At 56.6% G+C, this 20,623-nt stretch carries 16 protein-coding genes and 1 pseudogene; 5 read left to right on the forward strand and 12 right to left on the reverse strand.

From position 1 onward, the window contains the following. The 12 genes and pseudogenes from CW305_RS14740 to dnaA form a co-directional block, all read right to left on the reverse strand. Positions 1-260, reverse strand: a pseudogene (locus CW305_RS14740) (alkyl hydroperoxide reductase subunit F); the annotation flags it as partial. A 542-nt stretch (positions 261-802) separates the two neighbouring features. After that, positions 803-3,190 carry a TOTE conflict system archaeo-eukaryotic primase domain-containing protein gene (locus tag CW305_RS14745; protein ID WP_104098253.1) on the reverse strand — a complete coding sequence of 796 codons (2,388 nt, stop codon included), beginning with the start codon at positions 3,188-3,190 and terminating at the stop codon, positions 803-805. A 44-nt stretch (positions 3,191-3,234) separates the two neighbouring features. After that, the gene (locus CW305_RS14750) at positions 3,235-3,522 is read right to left on the reverse strand and encodes a type II toxin-antitoxin system RelE family toxin (RefSeq protein WP_014818489.1); all 288 of its coding nucleotides are present in this window, start codon (positions 3,520-3,522) and stop codon (positions 3,235-3,237) included. Continuing rightward, positions 3,512-3,751, reverse strand: a complete 240-nt coding sequence (locus CW305_RS14755) for a type II toxin-antitoxin system RelB/DinJ family antitoxin (protein ID WP_003284884.1) — start codon at positions 3,749-3,751, stop codon at positions 3,512-3,514. The genes CW305_RS14750 and CW305_RS14755 overlap by 11 nt, the downstream gene beginning before the upstream one ends. 575 nt (positions 3,752-4,326) lie before the next feature. Further along, positions 4,327-5,121 carry an NYN domain-containing protein gene (locus CW305_RS14760; RefSeq protein WP_014818488.1) on the reverse strand — a complete coding sequence of 265 codons (795 nt, stop codon included), beginning with the start codon at positions 5,119-5,121 and terminating at the stop codon, positions 4,327-4,329. Further along, positions 5,118-6,323, reverse strand: a complete 1,206-nt coding sequence (locus CW305_RS14765) for a hypothetical protein (RefSeq protein WP_104098254.1) — start codon at positions 6,321-6,323, stop codon at positions 5,118-5,120. The genes CW305_RS14760 and CW305_RS14765 overlap by 4 nt, the downstream gene beginning before the upstream one ends. Before the next feature lie 520 nt (positions 6,324-6,843). After that, positions 6,844-7,707, reverse strand: coding sequence for an Nmad3 family putative nucleotide modification protein (locus tag CW305_RS14770; protein ID WP_104098255.1), 864 nt, complete (start codon positions 7,705-7,707; stop codon positions 6,844-6,846). Then, positions 7,707-9,323, reverse strand: a complete 1,617-nt coding sequence (locus CW305_RS14775; protein WP_219819265.1) for a type I restriction-modification system subunit M — start codon at positions 9,321-9,323, stop codon at positions 7,707-7,709. The genes CW305_RS14770 and CW305_RS14775 overlap by 1 nt, the downstream gene beginning before the upstream one ends. Before the next feature lie 675 nt (positions 9,324-9,998). After that, on the reverse strand, positions 9,999-12,413 hold the full coding sequence (gyrB, locus tag CW305_RS14780) for a DNA topoisomerase (ATP-hydrolyzing) subunit B (protein ID WP_023446448.1): 2,415 nt from the start codon (positions 12,411-12,413) through the stop codon (positions 9,999-10,001). Further along, a complete protein-coding gene (gene recF, locus CW305_RS14785) occupies positions 12,410-13,522 on the reverse strand; it encodes a DNA replication/repair protein RecF (protein WP_104098256.1) in 1,113 nt (370 codons plus the stop codon). The genes gyrB and recF overlap by 4 nt, the downstream gene beginning before the upstream one ends. A gap of 9 nt (positions 13,523-13,531) precedes the next feature. Next, positions 13,532-14,635 (reverse strand): DNA polymerase III subunit beta, encoded by a 1,104-nt coding sequence (gene dnaN / locus CW305_RS14790; RefSeq protein WP_104098257.1) that lies wholly within the window; start codon positions 14,633-14,635, stop codon positions 13,532-13,534. 33 nt (positions 14,636-14,668) lie between these two features. After that, positions 14,669-16,114 carry a chromosomal replication initiator protein DnaA gene (dnaA, locus tag CW305_RS14795; RefSeq protein WP_104098258.1) on the reverse strand — a complete coding sequence of 482 codons (1,446 nt, stop codon included), beginning with the start codon at positions 16,112-16,114 and terminating at the stop codon, positions 14,669-14,671. 514 nt (positions 16,115-16,628) lie between these two features. Here dnaA and rpmH point away from each other — a divergent pair. From rpmH to mnmE, 5 genes are all read left to right on the forward strand, one after another. Beyond that, the gene (gene rpmH / locus CW305_RS14800; RefSeq protein WP_003290924.1) at positions 16,629-16,763 is read left to right on the forward strand and encodes a 50S ribosomal protein L34; all 135 of its coding nucleotides are present in this window, start codon (positions 16,629-16,631) and stop codon (positions 16,761-16,763) included. A 14-nt stretch (positions 16,764-16,777) separates the two neighbouring features. Then, positions 16,778-17,173 (forward strand): ribonuclease P protein component, encoded by a 396-nt coding sequence (gene rnpA, locus CW305_RS14805; protein ID WP_104098259.1) that lies wholly within the window; start codon positions 16,778-16,780, stop codon positions 17,171-17,173. After that, the gene (yidD, locus tag CW305_RS14810) at positions 17,166-17,411 is read left to right on the forward strand and encodes a membrane protein insertion efficiency factor YidD (protein WP_014822280.1); all 246 of its coding nucleotides are present in this window, start codon (positions 17,166-17,168) and stop codon (positions 17,409-17,411) included. Before rnpA ends, yidD begins: the two co-directional genes overlap by 8 nt. A 2-nt stretch (positions 17,412-17,413) precedes the next feature. Next, a complete protein-coding gene (gene yidC, locus CW305_RS14815) occupies positions 17,414-19,084 on the forward strand; it encodes a membrane protein insertase YidC (RefSeq protein ID WP_104098260.1) in 1,671 nt (556 codons plus the stop codon). 72 nt (positions 19,085-19,156) lie between these two features. Continuing rightward, on the forward strand, positions 19,157-20,524 hold the full coding sequence (gene mnmE, locus CW305_RS14820; protein ID WP_104098261.1) for a tRNA uridine-5-carboxymethylaminomethyl(34) synthesis GTPase MnmE: 1,368 nt from the start codon (positions 19,157-19,159) through the stop codon (positions 20,522-20,524). Positions 20,525-20,623: the final 99 nt, after the last annotated feature.

Consider the following 20,623-nt stretch of genomic DNA (forward strand, 5'->3'; position numbering starts at 1 on the left):
GTGAATTCGTGGCCCATAGGGATGCCGGCAAAACGCAGGCTGATGTTGCCGCCGATGCGGTTGAGCGAGAACGACGGCTTGCGTGCATCGTCGCCGTCGGTCTTCAGAGTGATCTTGTCGCTGAGCTCGGCGATGTCCTGCAGCAGGCTCAGCATTTCCCGGGATTTCTCGCCGTCATCGAGGGACGCGACGATCTCGAAGGGCTGGGTGACCTTCTCCAGGTAGGCTTTCAACTGGGTCTTGAGATTGGTGTCCAACATTGGCAACTGTCCTCGTGAACTATGGTGGCCCGGAGGGCTCGGTAAGGTGATGAATCTCGAATGAAGCAACCTTACGCCGGAAAGGGATTATTTCGAAATTGATTAAAACAGTCAGTTCGATTTAGACAGCCTATCCCTAAAAACAAAAACCCCGACCTTGTGAGTCGGGGTTCTGTTTTTGTTGCCTTGGTCTGGAACGGCGGCGAACGTGTCGACGGGCAACAAACCTGTCATCCACCATCATAGTAAAATCAATGACTTACGCGCGAAACGGGCACGATTATTGGCATGATTGAGCCAGATAAAGTGGCATTTTTCGTCGAAATGACCGGAATAAATGGCATTTTCCGTAAGCCCCTGAAACGAGCCGGTCGCAGCACTACATTTCGGTAAGACAGCGGACGTGCTGGAGGAAGGCCTCAAGCCACGCCCTGGATTGACAACCTGTCAATGGAACCCAGATTACGGTGAATCCACCGCATAGGAAACAGCCACTTTCCACCTCCGACGGACGGAAAGCTTGGTGGCGGTTTAAGGGCTCATTAGCCCTTTGCCAACAGCTCCATTGAGCTGGACGAATCAGCAAATCGATAGCCCATCGCCTTGTAACCCGCTTGGCGCTTGCTCCACATACGCAGCAAAGCAGGATGTCCGGCATCAATGAAGTCGATGATGCGCACATCAGCCTTACTCGCATGTTCCCGGTGCAGGCGGCCCGCATACTGCTGGAGAGTGCCCTTCCAGGAAACCGGCATGGCCAATACCAAAGTATCCAATGCCGGATGGTCGAACCCCTCTCCGACCAGTTTCCCAGTCGCCAGGATCACCCGTGGTGCATCGGGTGGCAGTGCTTGCAACTCGCCGATTAGGGCAGTGCGCTGCTTCTTGGACAACCGCCCATGCAGCGTAAATAGATTCTCGACCCGGCCAACCAGCTGCTCCTCAATGGCACTGAGGTGATCCGTTCGCTCTGTCAGCACCAGGATCTTCCGGCCTTGGTCAAAAGCCTCTCCGACCTCGACAACAACCTTGGCTGTTCGCTCCGTGTCGTTGCACACCTGCAAGAAAACATCCTGGATGCCTGCTCCTTCAGGCATGACGATTGGTCGTGACAACCACTGAGGAGTCACGGCCAAATCAGTAGGAGCACTCTCGGGCCGGCTCGCGGTATGCCGAATGGGCCCGCACTGCATGAAGATAATCGGCTGCTTACCATCACGACGTATGGGTGTAGCAGTCATCCCCACCACATATTTAGCCCCAGTAGCCTTGAGGAGGGCCTCGAACGAAAAGGCTGACAGGTGGTGGCACTCATCTACGATGATTAGCCCGTAGTTTTTCACCTGCTCGCTGACTTCGCCCTGCCGCGACAAGGACTGCATTACTGCAATATCGATGATGCCTGTCGGCTTGGTCTTACCACCGCCGATGGTGCCGACTTTCGTTTTGTCTGCACCCAGAAACGCCTGCAACCGCTCCTTCCACTGCTGGAGCAACTCCGTCCGGTGCACCAGCACCAGCGTGTTCACACCACGCCGGGCAATCAGCGCGGCAGCCGTGACGGTTTTTCCAAAAGCAGTGGGCGCACAGAGGACGCCGGTGTCGTGCGCCAACATGCCTTCGAGAGCAGCCTCTTGATCCGGGCGTAGCGTGCCCGCAAAGTGGACATCGATGGGCTCTCCAGCGAAGCGCTCATCGTGCAGCACCAGCTCAATCCCGTTGTCATGCAGCAATGCCCGCACGTCATCCAGGCAGCCACGGGGCAAGGCAATATGCTGGGGAAAGTTTTCCGCGCAACCAATGATCCGGGGCTTGTTCCACACAGGCAGACGCATGGCCTGTGCCTTGTAGAATTCGGGGTTCTGAAAGGCCGCCAAGCGGATGAGCTTGTTGACCAATGGCTGGGGCAGTTCGGACTTGTCGAAATAGATCTGGTTGGCCAGGGTAACGTTCACTGACTCGGGTAACGGACAAGCCAACTTCTGAGTCTTTTCCGCTGTGCGCTGCCAGGGTTTCGACTCCTCGTCATCCGCTACTGCGGTGACATCCAACGGATGCCGACCTCCAGTGGCCAGCAGGGTTTTCGGCGCAATATCCTGCACGGGCATAGGCTGAATGCTGGCCAGAAATGCCCATTGGTCGGGATAGGCCACCAACGTCTCATCGGCAAAAACACTGCCGTTGAGCGCGCGAGCTCGCTTCTGCAAGGGCAAGGCAATCAAGTTACCAAAGCCGCCTTTGGGCATGCTGTCCTGATTTGGAAACAGTCGGTCATACGAGCTCAGCGTCAGTTGCCGGGTGCGCTCGCAGGTATGACTGATGATCGCGGAGCCGAGCAGGCGCGCCTCATAGGCGGGGACATTACGCTCGAAGAAAATCCAGGCATGCGCCCCGTTACCGGAGCGGGAAATCTCCAGGGCCACCGGCACACCCAACTCGCGGCAAGACTGAGCGAACGCCATGACATCCGCGCGCCAATCGGCCTCGTCAAAATCCACTGCCAGGAAGTAGCAGGTGTCGTCTGGCAGCAACGGGTAAGCGCCGATAACAATCTCTCCCGCCAGATGCTTGTAGAGCACCTGATCAGTCAGCGGCAGGAGTTGGCGGAACGAGCAATCTCCGCACTTGATCCGTGGCTTCTCACACACGCCTGGACGCCATTCATTGGCGCACGCCGGTGAGTAGCCCGATTTACCGGCCTTGCTTTCCCAGCGCACGGGAAACACATCGGCACGGCCCCGAAACAGTCGCCTGAACAACGCCAACTTGGCATCCGTGTCGAGACTCGAACTTATCAGTGGAGGCGGGCTAGTCGGTTCAACTAGCGGCGGCTCGTCAGGCAAGCGCCACTCAACACCATGCGCGTCCAACAGCGCGATCAACCGCGCATTTTCGGCCCGTAGATGCTCAAGCAGATCATCACCACTCATCGTGCCGAGACCACCTTTCAGTCATAGGGGAACAGCTGAGCCCACTATTTAAGACGCTCGGCTGCCTTGCGATAGGCCTGCTCACGCTCACGGCGATCAACCGCGACCACAAACACCACCACCTCGTGGTCAAGCACCTGGTACACCAGGCGATAACCACTGCTGCGCAGCTTGATCTTGTAGCAGTCCGGCAGCGAATGGAGCCGATTGGCTTCAATGCGCGGATTCAGCAACACCTCAGCGAGCTTTTTCTTCAGCTGCTGGCGAACGGTATCACCCAGTTTTTGCCATTCCTTCAGTGCCCGCGCATCAAACTCAAGGCTATAGATCATCCAACGCAACCTTCACGCGCTGCGGAGCGGCCAGGCGTTCACGAACCGTAGCGATTAACGCTTCATCTTCCTCGGTCATCAGCACCGGGCGAAATGGCAGCTGTCCGCGCTCGGCCACATACTGCAAAGCCTGGCGCATCAGTTCAGAGGGGGTGACGCCGAGCTTTTCCAGCTCCTGGTAAGCACGCGCCTTAAGCTCGTCGTCGATGCGGATATTGATGGACGCCATGGTGCGGCCCTCACTGTAATGACATTCGTATTTACAGTGACAGGGTAGCCGTCGTTTGGCAAGCGGGTTGGCACCCCCGCCAGTAACACACCGACCAAGTGCCTCCTGACTGCGGCACCACACCCCAGGTGCTCGGTAGCCACATAATGCTGAAGTGGTCGCCAGCACCCTGTCCGCAGCGGGGCACTATTGAACATAGCGCCCGTTATGCGCACCCCACAGCTCGGGAATCTATTAACGTATTTGTTAATACATGAATCGAGTAGCACGCCTGCTCCACCCCGCACAAAACCCGTAGACGCAGCGGCCAGCGCCTCAGGCTTGCAGGGGAGTGGCCACATGCCCGCCCCCTTTTTTCAGGCAACAAAAAACCCGCCGAAGCGGGTTCTTTCCTGACCATCCAACATCCTGTCGATGCGTCCTAGCAATGGCCAATCATCCTTGATGCCGAGCACATCCGTTGCTCAGTGGATGGAGCTAGATTAGTGCCCACAAGGCCATGCAGGAAGCGGCCAACACCGTCAGGCCATGTAAGCCATTCGCTATAGCAGCTCTATGTGGTCTCAGCGAAAAGGTTAGGCCACTGAAGTAGCAGATCGCCTCTTGTACCTAATCTGAGGGTGATTGTTAACTCGCTTCATCTCGAAAAGATCGATGGCCGCAAAAAGGTCTACCAACCGTGGATAACCGTAGTTCCGGGCATCGAACGAAGCCTGATTACCGATCCGACTACCCACCGTTGCCAAAGAGGCCCAGCCATCTTCGCTCTCTGCATATGCGACCGCGTTGCGAAGCAGATTCATTAGCTTGGTATCACCTTTGAGTTCCTTGCAGGTTTTTCTCTCAGGAGCAGGCACGAGCCCTGAGTCTTCAACTGCCAAGCTTTTTTCCAGATGCGTGATCAGAGCACCAACCTGGTCATCCGTCAGCTCTGGTTGATCAACATACAGAAATCGTGAGCACGCATTCACGAAAGGCTCAGGCGTTTTGCGTTCACCAAAACCCACGACTTGCTTGCCTTCGGCCCGCAGTCGCATGACTAGTGGGGTGAAATCGCAGTCGGACGAAACCAAACAGAAGACATCGACGGGCTTATTGAACAGCACATCCATGGCATCAACAGCCATGGCCATGTCCGTCGCGTTCTTACCTTTAACCAGATCGAACTGCTGAATCGGCTGAATTGCATGCTCATGCAGCACTTTGCCCCATGGATCCAGGCATGGGTTCTTCCAGTTGCCATAGGCTCGGCGAATGGACACCGAACCGTAGGAAGCGAGTTCAGCGAGAACGTCCCCTATCTTGCGGCTTGGCGCATTGTCAGCATCAATGAACATGGCGACATTCAGGTTTTGCGGCTGAGCACTCATACGAAACTCCCTGTAGTTGAATCCATCATGCCGAAAGCGCCCTTACTACCAATACTGCGGAACAGTTCAGCCGCCTGCCTCTTGGCCTCAGCCTCTTCAGCAGAACTGATGGGCTCCAGTTCTACGCCCTCATCCCCAGCGACATAGAGCGGGCCACCTTGATCATCGTCGTACTCTTGATCGGCATACATGCCACCGTCGTGGTATGCCCTCATCGAGCTATTCCGGAGATCGCGACCGAGCATCTCTGATAAGAAAACCCAGACCCAGCCTTGGAATATATTTTCCGAATCGATGTGATCGATCAGGTGACGCATGGCTTGCAGGTCACCCTGTCTAGCCGCTTGGATGCACCAATGCTTTGACATCGCAGGCTGACCACACTGCGCCGCTAAATCAGCAATCCGCATCGGTTCACTGAAGGAAGAAAGAGCAAAAACCCGACTGAGTAGCGCTTGATCTCCGGTTTTTTCTGCAAGATCGACAACCGCTTCATCGAAACCCAATAAAGCTGCTTGTTCGAGATGAAAATCAGATTTCGATATCCGCTCACGATCTGCCAGGGCGGCTTGCGCCCACTCCAGCTCGACGCCCTTAAGCTCTTTTCCAAGCTCCCACTGCTTGAGCCAATAGTCGTCACCAGGACTGGGATCATGCTCATCCAAAATCCCACCTCGCCCGTAAATAAGCGCAAGTGCGTAATGAGCCAAGGCATTCCCTCGGCCTGCCGCAGCATCCAGCCCATCGAAAAGAAGATCTAGCCGATCCTCGTCCAACCAAAGCTCTTTTCGAGAGTGAGCAACCTCGAAACCATCATCACCATCGTCGTCAGGATCATCGTAATAGTCATCGAGATAGCGTTCCCCGATATCGCCGCTCCTTACAGAGGCAAGCACGAACGAGAGGGGCACAGCTGCAAATCGATGCAGACTGACGAAGTGCAATATTGCAGAGCCTGCTGCCTCTGCAACGTCTGCATAGCCCAGGTCAATCAGACGCTGATGCAGAAGCAGCAAACGCTCGCTGGAGATTTCAGGCTCGTCATCCAGCGTGGCAAATACATGATGGGAATTCAGCGAAGCACTGGACTTAAATCCATTGCATGCAGCTAAAAGCTCATAGACATGGCTCTGCTTGAATTGCTGACCGGTTGCGGAATTTAGATGCTGCTTCGCGGAAAACGCGAGTTCTTTGATAGCCATGAAACCATCCTCATAGCCCAACCGTTAGGAGCACGTGGCACACGTTTAAGCCCCAGACGACTAGGCTTTGAAGGTTTCAGATATCAACAAGAGGAGGGCAAAACAAAAAGCCTTTTTTAACTCGTGTGCAAGTTGGGCGGGCGCCTGCGACAGATTCTAGCTAGCAATCTGCCGCAAAGTCGAGCATGGCGCCACTGTCAGATTGTTCTGAAGAATCCACGCACAAGCCACAAACGAATATCGTCCAGATTTTAAGAAATTATGGCTCAGCAATAATTGAGCATTTTTTGAGCTATCGCCGTCATCGGGTGATTGAATTTTATCGCTGAGCCGCATTTCGGAAGCGGGCCATACTTCCTGCCTATGTTCAAACGTAGCAATCCCCAGTCGCTGATCACCAGGCATCTGAAGATCCGGCCCGCGCAAAGGCCTGGGATAAATACACGGAGTGCAGAAAAAGTTTCTTCGAAGCAGGGGAAAACCGGAAAGTCGAACTGTCCCGGCGTTCTTGGTCTCCACCTCAGTTGCTGGATGGAATCGACTCGAGCAGGGACAGAATCCACTGAATAGGAGCGTCCTGCCCCTGCGTGTCAAAGACGAACTCTTGCCCTCTGGCCACACTGTTGAGCAAACACTCATCACCAACTATGCGCCATCGACGTGCATCACCGTGATAACTCAGCTGTGAGCGTCCATCTACTGGAGCCAAAAAGCTTGGCAGCCTCCAGCTAGTTTGGGCATTACTCTCGGGGGCTGTCAGCACCAATCTCTCATCAAAATTTGTGAATACACCTGAACCTAGAGCATGGGTGTGAGCACCGCCAACAACTAGCTGATCTGTTGACTCATACAGGGTATTGGATGCATCTGGGGAGTATGCGAAATGCGGGTGATAGCGCGCCCAATGCATTTCATCACTTGGGAGTTCATCAACCTTGTGAATCCGCCCAATCTGCATCCAACCCCAGATGATATGGCGTGCCCGTTCCGCTCTTTTGAAGCGCCAGCCTTCTGCCGTCTGCTCAACAGGTCTGAACGATCCAAAGAACAGAAAAACATCACCGGCTTGAACGCCCTGCTTGCGAAGGTGCCCTTGGGCACTACCCATCTGTCCCAATAAAGGTTTCCAACCAGGCGACCGTGGTAGGGAATCAGCGCGCAGATCTGGATCCAAGTGAGCGAAATGGCGACTCCGCTTGGCATCGCCTGTGAGCTCTACAATCAGATCACCAACGTTCATATCCCCAAACGACAGGTCTTGATAGGCAATGGGCGAGCCTTTATCCGGAATAGGCAATGAAAGCATGCGCCCATCCGGAAAAATCGGGCTTGGACACCCCCCTGCCGTGGAATCAAAACCTTTTCGACTCAGGATGACGCGCATCAGCGGCCTCCGCATTTAGACATGCTGGCGAGCTCATCTTTTGGCCACTGCGTCGGATGACCATGCCTGCCCGGCTGGTAACGCGACCGTATGAAGGAAATAAATCGCTCGGCTATGTCCACAACCTCTTCTGTCTCACCGTTATCGATATAGCGAGCAATATTAAGATTGCCGTCGTTGCTGCGGATCTCGTCAAGAGTCACCAGCCGACAATAGGTTTCGACCTCAGCTTGCAGCTCGAATGCAGCCTTGTGGGTGCTGACGATGCGGGTAATGTGTTCAGCGCTCAGGCTGTTTTGCGCCTTGCCTTCTAGGTAGTCACGGCTGGCATCAATGATGATGACGTTGCCCTTGAGGGCAGCGGGTTTCTGCTTGTTGAGAATCAGCACGCAAGCCGGGATTCCGGTGTTGTAGAACAAAGCCGAGGGCAGCCCGATGATGGCTTCAATCAAATCACCCGGCTGGCTACCATTCGCCGTATCAGTGCCGAATAGCAGCCCCTCACGAATCCTGCCTTCTTCGCCGCTACGGAACAGCACACCGTGCGGCAGGATAATGCCCATGCGCCCATCGGCCTTTAGACTAGCCAGCATATGCTGGGCAAAGGCAAGATCAGCATAGCCCCGTGGCGGGATGCCATAGACCAAGCGACCATACGGGTCGCTAACCTGCTTGTAGTTAGGCGGCTTGGGCTTTCTACCGCTGTCTTGCTCGTTTTCGTTACTGAGCTCTAGCGGAGTCCACCAAGCCTTGGCTGAGAAGGGTGGATTGGCAATTACCCGGTCGAAAGTCTTCAGATAATCGCCGTCGAGGTGCCTGGGCTCGACCAAGGTGTCTCCGCGCTCAATGGATGCGTGCATGTTGTGCAGGTAAAGATTGAGCTTGGCGATAGCCCAGGTGCCTAGGTTCCTTTCCTGCCCATACAGCAACACATTGGGTTTACCCATCAGAGTGCCATTTGGCAGACCGGATACATGGTGAGCGCTCTCAACCAGCATGCCGCCGCTGCCACAGGTGGGGTCATACACGCTGTGGCCTGGCTGCGGGTCTATTAACTCAACAACCAGTTGCACCACAGCCTTGGGCGTATAGAACTCACCGCCTTTTTTGCCTGCATCATCGGCAAACTGCTTAATCAGATACTCGTAGGCATCACCCAGCATGTCGGCCTTGTAAAGGTCGTCATTGCCTAGCTTGTACTGGTTAAAGTGACGCAGCAGGCGCTGCAAGGTGGCATCTGACAGCACACGCTTGTCACCGTATTGCGTAGCGGTCAGTACGTGTTGCAGCTCAGGGTTGTTGGCCTCGATGGTCGCGAACGCCTTGTCCAGGGCCTCGCCAATATTTTCGGTGCGTGAGATTAGATCGAACCAACGGGCACTGATCGGAAATTTGCCCCATTTGTCCTCGATTTCTTCCTGGGCATCGCTATAGTTCAGGCTTTCATCCTTCATCAGCTTTGCGACACGCTCGTCGAACACGTCGTTGTAACGCTTAAGGAAGAGCAGGCCGAAGATGTAGTTCTTGAAGTCGGAGGAGTCGATGGAACCGCGCAGAATGTTGGCGGATTCCCAGAGCCAGGACTCCAGCGTTTCGAGTGACAGCTTGTCAGCCATGGGTAAATCAATTCCTATACAAAGCACGACGCCCAGTACCTGGCGATTGCTGCCATGACTCCTGAGCGCATCAGAAAAATGTGGCTCGATTCTACAAGTCGACGCCACTTGAAGCCCGAAAAATCAAATGTCCCTGAATGACAAAACCCCGGCAGACCTTTCAGTCAACCGAGGTTTACCAGCAGGAGGGGAGTGGGCCATTAACTTTGGCCTAACCCCCTAACTTTGTCCGAATGGGCAAATAACTTTGTCCACCTACATGGCAGGTGGCAGGTGGCAGGTGGCAGGTGGCAGGTGGCAGGTGGCAGGTGGCAGGTGGCAGGTGGCAGGTGGCAGGTACATCAGCATGCGGTTCGTTTTAATGAAGCCGCAAGCGTGTCGCATCGCACTGCCCGTCAGATTGACTGCTGATGGGCGATGCTATTTTGATTGGCATGAATTGAGGCGATCCATCCACCCCGCCGAATCTCCCAGAATTCGTCCACGCCAAAACGATATTTTTCGCCTCTTCCTTGTAGCTTCACTACACAGCACACCTATCCGGGACTGTGTGGCTATGTTCAAAACCCTGATCTACAAAGAAAAACCCCGGCGCTAGGCCGGGGTAGTTTCTGATTTTGGCATGCCAATAACTCGCAAAACCATGCCAATTAATCTGCCCATCGACAGAACGAATCAGAAGTCCAGATTAGACACTGCCAGAGCGTTGGTTTCGATGAAGTCGCGACGCGGTTCAACTGCATCGCCCATCAGGGTATTGAAGATCTGATCTGCACCAATGGCATCTTCGATCGTCACTTTCAACATGCGCCGTACGTTTGGATCCATGGTGGTTTCCCACAATTGATCCGGGTTCATCTCGCCCAGTCCCTTGTATCGCTGAACGCTGTGGCGGCGCGTGCCTTCGGTCATCAACCATTCCAGCGCTTGCTTGAAAGTGGATACCTGCTTTTTGCGCTCGCCGCGCTGAACATAGGCTCCCTCTTCGAGCAGGCTGTTCAGCTTCTCACCGAGAGCGGTTACGGTCCGGTAATCGTTGCTGGCGAAGAAATCGCGGTTGAAGGTGATGTAGCTGGCCAGGCCGTGGGAGCTGATCTCGACTTCCGGCAGCCACAGGTGGCGCTCTTTGTCTTCACGCAAGCTGACGTTGTAGATCAAACCGGAGCGTTCACCGACCTTGAGTTGCGCGCTGTACTGCTCCAGCCAGGCCTGCATCGCGGTGTGATCGGCCAACTGCTCTACTGAAACACGCGGCAGGTAGATGAAGTGCTCAGTCAACTCCAGTGGATACAGACGCGATAGGCGCTGCAGAGTTTTCATCACCGTACGGTAATCGTTGACCAGCTTCTCCAGCGCTCCACCAGAAAGGCCTGGGGCATGCTCATTGACGTGCAGGCTGGCGTCTTCCAGGGCCGACTGAGTGAGGTATTCCTCCATCGCCTCATCGTCCTTGATGTACTGCTCCTGCTTGCCACGCTTGACCTTATAGAGCGGCGGCTGGGCGATATATACATAGCCGCGCTCAATCAGCTCAGGCAGCTGACGGAAGAAGAAGGTCAACAACAGCGTCCGGATGTGCGAACCGTCGACGTCGGCGTCGGTCATGATGATGATGTTGTGATAGCGCAGCTTGTCGATGTTGTACTCTTCACGCCCGATACCACAGCCCAGAGCGGTAATCAGGGTACCCACTTCCTGGGATGAGATCATCTTGTCGAAACGTGCCTTCTCGACGTTAAGGATCTTGCCCTTGAGCGGCAAAATTGCTTGAGTCTTGCGGTTACGACCTTGCTTGGCCGAGCCACCCGCGGAATCACCCTCCACTATGTAGAGTTCGGAAAGCGCGGGATCCTTTTCCTGGCAGTCAGCAAGTTTGCCCGGCAGGCCGGCGATATCCAGAGCGCCTTTACGACGGGTCATTTCCCGAGCCTTGCGCGCAGCCTCGCGAGCACGGGCGGCATCAATCATCTTGCCGACAACGGCCTTGGCCTCGCCCGGATGCTCGAGGAGGAAATCACCGAAGTACTTGCCCATCTCCTGTTCCACGGCCGTTTTCACTTCCGAGGAAACCAGTTTGTCCTTGGTCTGCGAGCTGAACTTAGGATCCGGAACCTTCACCGAAATGATCGCGGTCAGGCCTTCGCGGGCATCGTCGCCGGTAGTGGCGATCTTGTGCTTCTTGGCCAGACCTTCCTGCTCGATGTAGGAATTCAGGTTTCGCGTCAGCGCTGAGCGGAAGCCGGCCAGGTGGGTACCACCGTCACGCTGAGGAATATTGTTGGTAAAGCAGAGAATGTTCTCGTTAAAGCTGTCGTTCCACTGCAGCGCCACCTCGACACCAACGCCGTCGTCACGCTGAACGTTGAAGTGGAACACCTCGTTGACGGGGGTTTTGTTTGTGTTCAGGTAAGCAACGAACGCGCTCAGACCGCCCTCGTACTTGAACAGCTCTTCCTTGGCGGTACGCTCGTCCCGCAGGACAATACCGACCCCCGAGTTCAGGAATGACAGTTCGCGCAGACGCTTGGCCAGAATATCCCAGCTGAAATGGATGTTCTGGAAGGTCTCGGACGACGGCTTGAAGTGAATCTGTGTACCCGAGGTATCAGTTTCACCTACCGGAGCCAGAGGTGCCTGGGGCACGCCATGACGGTAGAGCTGTTCCCAGACCTTGCCCTCCCGGCGGATGGTCAGCATCAACTCCTCGGACAGCGCATTGACCACCGAAACACCTACGCCGTGGAGTCCACCGGATACCTTGTAGGAGTTGTCATCGAACTTACCGCCGGCGTGCAGCACGGTCATGATGACCTCTGCCGCCGAAACACCTTCCTCATGGATATCCACCGGGATGCCGCGACCGTTGTCGCGAACGGTGATGGATTCATCGGTATGGATGGTGATGGAGATATCGCTGCAATGCCCGGCCAGCGCTTCGTCGATCGAGTTATCGACGACCTCGAAGACCATGTGATGCAAACCGGTGCCGTCGTCGGTATCGCCGATGTACATGCCAGGGCGCTTGCGCACTGCATCAAGGCCTTTGAGTACCTTGATGCTCGACGAATCGTACGTGTGGTTTTCGCTCATGCCTTCACTCCCGAGGGGCCGTGGATCTGGGTAATTTGCCCATGTTCCACGTGAAACATTGAGACTGGCGTCTGTTCATGCCAGCCTTCTTGCAAAATGGATGAATCTACGCAGGTGATAAACACCTGACAGTTAAGTTGCTCAAGCAACTTGCACAGCGCCAACCTATGTTGCGCGTCCAATTCGGACGGCAGATCGTCGACAAGATAGATGCACTGACCGCGTTTGGTTTCGCTAACCAGATGGCCCTGAGCAATACGCAAAGCACACACCACCAATTTCTGCTGGCCGCGCGACAGCACTTCAGCCGCGTTGTGATTGCCAACCTTCAATCGCAGATCCGCACGCTGCGGCCCGGATTGGGTGTGCCCTAATGACCTATCCCGTTCCAGCGAAGACGCCAGCACATCAGCCAAGGAGCGGTCTTTATCCCACCCCCTGTAATAACTCAGCTTCAGGCCGTCCAAGTCGAGCAAGGCCGCGAGGGTCGATTCAAATGCTGGTTTAAGTGCCTGAATATAGGCCCGTCGATATCCGTCAATTTCATCACTTGCCAGCGTCAGTTCCCGGCTCCAGGCCGCATCCGAAGCGCCGTCCAGTGTACCATGCCGCAGCCACGAGTTCCGTTGCCGGAGCGCCTGCTGCATGCGTAGCCAGGCTGGCATGAACCGATGTTCCACGTGGAACACGCCCCAATCAAGAAACTGCCTACGTAATTTCGGTGCGCCTTCGAGAAGGCGGAAACTATCTGGATTGATCAGTTGCATAGGCAGCGTATCGGCAAGCTCCGCGGCTGACCTGACCCCCTGTCCATCGATACGGATCCGGACGTCACCGCTACGATCCCGGGAAACCCCCAACGCACGACTGTGCTGATCTGGCAGATCAACTTGACCAAAAACGGTGCACGCTGATTGTTCATAGGTGATGACGGGGTTCAGCCGAATGCTACGAAACGAGCGCGCCAGCCCCAGCAGGTGAATGGCTTCGAGCAGGCTGGTTTTTCCGCTACCGTTATCGCCGAAGAGGATGTTGATTCGAGAGGAGGGAGATAGCGTCACCGGGTGCAGATTGCGGACCCCGGTGACGGAAAGGCGACTGAGGGACATGAAGCTGGTTTACAGACGCATCGGCATCACGACATATGCGGAATCGTCGTTATCGAATTCCTGAACCAGAGCACTGCTGTTCGCGTCAGACAGAATCAGACGCACCTGTTCGGTGGTCATCACGCCCAGCACATCGAGCAGATAGCTGACATTGAAACCGATCTCCAACGAACTGCCGTTGTAGTCGACCGCAACCTCTTCCTCAGCTTCTTCCTGTTCGGGGTTGTTCGCCTGAATCTTCAACAGCCCACTTTCCAGCTGCAGACGAATGCCGCGGTACTTTTCGTTGGAGAGAATCGCCGTGCGACTGAACGCTTCACGCAGCAACTGACGATCTCCCACCACAAGCTTGTCACCACCACGCGGCAGCACGCGCTCATAGTCCGGGAACTTGCCGTCCACCAGCTTGGAGGTGAAGGTGAACTCGCCAGTGGTGGCGCGAATATGGTGCTGGCCCAGAACGATGCTGACCTCGGCGTCCTGATCATTGAGCAGCCGCGCGAGCTCGAGGATACCCTTACGCGGCACGATGACCTGATGCCGATCGGGTTGCTCGAACCTCGCCTGCATCGAGCACATCGCCAGGCGGTGGCCGTCCGTCGCTACGGCGCGCAGCATTCCGCTTGAAACTTCGATGAGCATACCGTTGAGGTAGTAGCGAACGTCCTGCTGCGCCATGGCAAAGCTGCTGCGCTCGATCAGCTTGCGCAGCTTGCCCTGTTCGACGGTGAAGGAAAGTGAACCTGGGCCTTCTTCAACCGTAGGGAAGTCATTGGCCGGCAAAGTTGAAAGGGTAAAGCGGCTGCGCCCGGACTTGATAACAACCTTCTGATCATCGAGACGGATATTGATCAGCGCATCGCTCGGCAGGCTCTTGCAAATGTCCATGAGTTTGCGCGCCGGAACGGTGATCTCGCCTGGCTCGGCGGCCTCTTCAAGGGCAACACGGCCGACCAGTTCGACTTCGAGATCGGTACCGGTCAGCGACAATTGCTGTCCTTGCACCACAAGCAGTACGTTGGACAGCACCGGCAAGGTCTGACGGCGCTCAACGACGCCAGCAACCAGCTGCAGGGGTTTCAACAGGGCTTCGCGCTGAATGGAGAAATGCATGGTCTGGTCCCTTGCCTATAGATTAGGTCGCACTCAGGTTGTCAAAGTTCGCAGCAAATTCTTGTAATCTTCACGTATATCTGCGTCAGTTTCCCGTAGTTCAGCGATCTTACGGCAAGCATGCAGAACCGTGGTGTGATCCCGCCCACCGAACGCGTCGCCGATCTCAGGGAGGCTGTGGTTGGTCAGCTCCTTGGACAGGGCCATGGCCACCTGCCGCGGTCGGGCGACCGATCGCGATCGCCGCTTCGAGAGCAAGTCGGATATCTTGATCTTGTAGTATTCGGCCACGGTGCGCTGGATATTGTCGACGCTGACCAGTTTATCCTGCAACGCCAGCAAGTCCTTCAGCGATTCGCGAATCAGTTCGATCGTGATATCGCGCCCCATGAAGTGAGCATGGGCGATGACCCGCTTCAGCGCTCCTTCGAGTTCACGGACGTTCGAACGGATCCGCTGGGCAATGAAGAAAGCCGCGTCGTGGGGCAGGTCCACCTTCGCCTGGTCCGCCTTCTTCATCAGGATCGCTACACGAGTCTCAAGCTCGGGCGGCTCGACGGCAACGGTCAGCCCCCAGCCAAAACGCGATTTCAGACGTTCCTCAAGGCCGTCGATTTCCTTGGGATAGCGGTCACTGGTGAGGATGACCTGCTGGCCACCTTCGAGCAGCGCGTTGAAGGTGTGAAAGAACTCTTCTTGCGAACGCTCTTTTTTGGCGAAGAACTGGATATCGTCGATCAGCAGCGCATCGACCGAGCGATAGAAGCGCTTGAACTCGTTGATGGCATTGAGCTGCAGTGCCTTGACCATATCGGCCACGAAGCGCTCGGAGTGCAGGTAAACCACTTTGGCGTTGGGGTTCTTCTTCAGCAGGTGATTACCCACTGCATGCATCAGGTGAGTCTTACCCAGGCCAACACCGCCGTACAGAAAAAGCGGGTTGTAGCCATGCTTGGGATTGTCGGCAACCTGCCAGGCAGCGGCTCGCGCCAACTGGTTGGATTTGCCCTCGACGAAATTTTCGAAGGTAAAGGTCCGGTTCAGGTAGCTGGTGTGCTTGAGCCCACCCTCGACCTGCACGGTACGCTCGACACGCGGCTGCTCGGGTTCACTGGTGTCAGCCGACAACGGCTCGAAGCGTGGCGCCTGCATGGCCGGCGCAGGCGCGCTTACTGCCATTTGCTGTGGCTGAGCACGTGCAGCAGCAGCCGAAGGAAGAGCGGCGGATGACGTCCGTTTACTGCCTATAAGGAGAGAAAGCGCCGGAGCGATTCCGCTTGAACGCTCCGACAGCAGTTCCAACAATCGGGAAAGGTACTTTTCGTTGACCCAGTCGAGCACGAAGCGATTGGGCGCATAGACGCGCAGCTCATCACCATCGCCTTCCACCTGTAGTGGACGAATCCATGTGTTGAATTGCTGAGCAGGCAGTTCATCGCGCAAAAGCTCAACACACTGCTGCCAAAGTTCCACCGACACGGAAGCTCCTATCGACTCAGTCGAGGTAAGACGGCGGCCATTGTAACGGCGCGCCCTCAGGTTATCCACAACAAACCTGAAGCGCAGGACGGAATACCCTAGGTCTGGTCACCCACTCAATGCATGGAAAAGCATTGTCGCCAAGTCTGTTGATAAATACCCCTGAGGGCAGTGGTCAAGCCTGTTCAAAAGCACTGATTAACACCGCCTGTGGATATCTCAGGTTTTAATCCCCAGCTTGCGCAGAGCCTCTGCACGGGGTGAGCACCGCTTTCGCACCAAGTTTGCATTCGCGGGAGTGCCCGTCTCCTAAGGTCTGAAGCCATCTATCCACAGAAAAGGTGCTGCACATATATAAGCATTACATCTTAAGAGCTTATATTTCTTTTCCTCTTATTTTTTCATCCATGCAGAGCTGGTTGGAAATTGACCTGGCTCGATAGCTTCTCTACAATCGCCGGTCTCTTAAAAGGGGGCCATTCCGGCCCGCAATGGATCACCAGGTAAACGCACCATGAAACGCACTTTCCAGCCCAGCACCATCAAGCGCGCTCGTACTCACGGTTTCCGTGCACGTATGGCCACCAAGAACGGTCGTCAGGTTCTGTCGCGTCGTCGCGCCAAAGGCCGTAAGCGTCTGACCGTCTGATATCGGAACAGGTAGTGAGTCGGGGCTTCGGCCGGGACAAGCGTCTGCTGACTCCCCGCCAATTCAAGGCAGTCTTCGACTCCCCTTCCGGTAAGGTGCCTGGCAGGAACGTCCTGCTGTTGGCACGCGAGAACGATCTGCAACACCCCCGCCTTGGGCTGGTGATCGGCAAGAAAAGCGTCAAGCTCTCGGTCGAACGTAACCGCATCAAGCGGCAGATACGTGAGACCTTCCGCCATCACCAATCGGATCTGGTGGGCTGGGACATCGTGATCATCGCCCGCAAGGGATTGGCTGATCTGGACAATCCCGAACTGGCGAAGCAATTCGCCAAGCTCTGGAAGCGACTGTCACGCAGCCCATCCAAGACCGCCGTCGAACCTGGAGCCGCCAACAGCACCCATGCGTAAATTGGCCATCGCTTCGATCAGGGTCTACCAGTACGCCATCAGTCCGATGATGGCCAGTCACTGCCGTTTCTATCCAAGCTGCTCCTGCTATGCACTCGAGGCCATCGAAACTCATGGCTTGTTGCGTGGCGGCTGGCTGAGCCTGCGCAGGTTGGGGCGCTGCCATCCGTGGAATCCCGGTGGCTACGATCCCGTGCCTTCTCATAACACTTCCAATTCATCTCCGATGGCCGAGTAACCATGGATATCAAACGCTCGATACTGCTCGTCGCTCTAGCAGTCGTTGCCTACCTGATGGTTCTTCAATGGAATCAGGACTACGGTCAGGCAGCCCTGCCGACCGAAACCGCGCAAAGCCAGCCGGGCGTACCGGCTCTTCCGGATAGCCCCGCCGCCAACAGCGAAGGCACCGCTGGCGATGTGCCCGCGGTTGCCGGCCAGCAACAGGCCAGCGCCCTGCCGGCTAATGCGCCGAGCAGCCAGCTTATTCGTGTGCGCAGCGACGTGCTTGACGTAGCGATCGATCCGCGCGGTGGCGACATCGTCGAACTGCATCTGCGGCAGTACCCGCGTCGTCAGGATCGTCCCGATGTGCCGTTCCAACTGTTCGAGCGTAGTGGCGAGCGAGTCTATGAAGCACAAAGCGGCCTGATCGGCGACGGCCCGGACAAGGCCAGCGGGCGTCCTCAGTACAGCAGTGAGAAAAGCGAGTACCAACTGGCCGAAGGTCAGGATCAGGTGGTCGTCGATCTGAAATACAATGCTGATGGCGTCAACTACATCAAGCGTTTCACCCTCGAGCGCGGTAACTATGCGCTGAAGGTGAACTATCTGATCGACAACCAGAGCGGTCAACCCTGGACCGGTTACCTGTTCGGTCAGCTCAAGCGCGACAACAGCGGCGATCCCTCATCAAGCACCGCCACTGGCACCGCCACCTACCTTGGCGCTGCGCTGTGGACCAAGGACGAGCCGTATCGTAAGGTCTCCATGGGCGACATGGATGAAAGCAACCTGCGAGAAAGCGTGCAGGGTGGCTGGATCGCCTGGCTGCAACATTATTTCGTCACCGCCTGGATTCCTCAGCCGGGCGATACCAACCAGGTGCAGACGCGCAAGGATAGCCAGGGCAACTACATCATCGGCTTCACCGGCCCCGCCGTTACCGTACCTGCCGGCGCGCAGGGCGAGACAGGCGCCACGCTGTATGCCGGCCCGAAGAGCCAAGACAAGCTGGAAGAACTGTCCCCCGGTCTGCGTCTGACCGTCGACTACGGCATCCTCTGGTTCATCGCTCAGCCGATCTTCTGGCTGCTGGAAAACATCCACGCGCTGCTGGGCAACTGGGGCTGGTCGATCATCGTTCTGACCATCGTCATCAAGCTCGCCTTCTTCCCGCTCTCCGCGGCCAGCTACAGGTCGATGGCGCGCATGCGTGCGGTGTCGCCGAAAATGCAGGCGCTGAAGGAACAGCATGGCGACGACCGCCAGAAGATGTCCCAGGCGATGATGGAGCTGTACAAGAAGGAAAAGATCAATCCCCTGGGCGGCTGCCTGCCGATCCTGGTGCAGATGCCGGTATTCCTGGCCCTGTACTGGGTCCTGCTGGAAAGCGTCGAGATGCGCCAGGCGCCCTGGATGTTCTGGATCACCGACCTTTCGATCAAAGACCCGTTCTTCATCCTGCCGATCATCATGGGCGTGACCATGTTCATCCAGCAGCAGCTGAACCCGACGCCGCCGGATCCGATGCAGGCACGAGTGATGAAGCTGCTGCCGGTGATCTTCACCTTCTTCTTCCTCTGGTTCCCTGCCGGTCTGGTGCTGTACTGGGTGGTCAACAACGTGCTGTCCATCGCCCAGCAGTGGTACATTACCCGCAAGATCGAGGCCGCGGCGAAGCCCGCCTGACGCCTCAACCGCCAATGCAGAACGCCCCTTGATTGGGGCGTTCTGCTATCTGCCGTCCAGAAAGGAGGCCGCATGAATCCAGTTCGCGACACCATTGCCGCCGTCGCTACCGCGCCGGGGCGCGGAGGAGTAGGCATCGTTCGGATATCAGGGCCACGGTCCAAGGCTATCGCCATTACCCTGACCGGCCGTGAGCCGACGCCGCGGCATGCACATTACGGTGCATTTCACGCAGACGACGGCGAGGTGATCGACGAAGGCCTGCTACTGTTCTTTCCGGGACCGCATTCGTTCACCGGTGAGGACGTACTCGAACTGCAGGGGCATGGCGGCCCGGTTGTCATGGATATGCTGCTGCAGCGCTGCGTCGAGCTCGGCGTTCGTCTGGCTCGGCCAGGCGAATTCAGTGAACGCGCATTCCTTAACGACAAGCTCGATCTGGCCCAGGCCGAGGCGATCGCCGACCTTATCGAAGCGAATTCGGCGCAGGCCGCGCGCAATGCGGTGCGTTCGCTACAGGGCGAATTCTCTCGCCGCGTGCATCAGTTGACCGAAAGATTGATTCAGCTGCGTATCTATGTCGAAGCGGCGATCGATTTTCCCGAAGAAGAGATCGACTTCCTCGCCGATGGGCATGTCCTGGCACAATTGGATGCCGTCAAATCCGAGTTATCCACAGTGCTGCGCGAAGCCGGGCAGGGCGCCTTGCTGCGCGACGGAATGACCGTGGTGATCGCAGGGCGCCCCAACGCCGGCAAGTCCAGTCTGCTCAACGCACTGGCGGGCCGTGAGGCCGCCATTGTCACCGATATTGCCGGCACCACCCGCGATGTCCTGCGCGAACACATCCTGATCGACGGCATGCCGCTGCATGTCGTCGATACCGCGGGCCTACGCGATACCGAAGATCAGGTCGAGCGGATCGGTGTGCAGCGTGCGCTCAGCGCCATCGGCGAAGCGGACAGGGTACTCCTGATGGTCGATGCCAGTGCGCCTGAGGCGCAGGACCCACTAGCCCTTTGGCCGGAGTTTCTCGAATCCAACCCTGCGCCGAACCGAGTGACGCTGATTCGGAACAAGGCTGACCTGAGCGGTGAGCCGATCTCGATTCGCTTCGACGACAACGGACAGGCAACCCTGAGCCTGTGCGCACGATCCGGCGAAGGTATCGAGTTGCTGCGCGAACACCTCAAGCAGTGCATAGGCTACGAGCAGACCGCTGAAAGCAGCTTCAGCGCCCGACGTCGCCATCTGGACGCACTGCGTCTGGCCGACCAGTACCTGGAGCATGGCCATGCCCAACTGACGCTGGCCGGCGCCGGTGAGCTGCTGGCAGAGGATCTGCGCCTGGCACAACAGGCACTCGGTGAGATCACAGGCGCGTTCAGCTCAGACGACCTGCTCGGGCGAATCTTCTCGAGCTTCTGCATCGGCAAATGACACTGCACGGGCGCTAACCACGCCCGCCCCCTTCCAACGCTACGCTGGAAATTCGTGGCAATGGCATTCGGCTGCCGAAATTCCCGCCATGAGCCCTGT

Source organism: Stutzerimonas kunmingensis (assembly GCF_002929225.1).
In the GTDB taxonomy this organism is placed as follows: Bacteria; Pseudomonadota; Gammaproteobacteria; order Pseudomonadales; family Pseudomonadaceae; genus Stutzerimonas.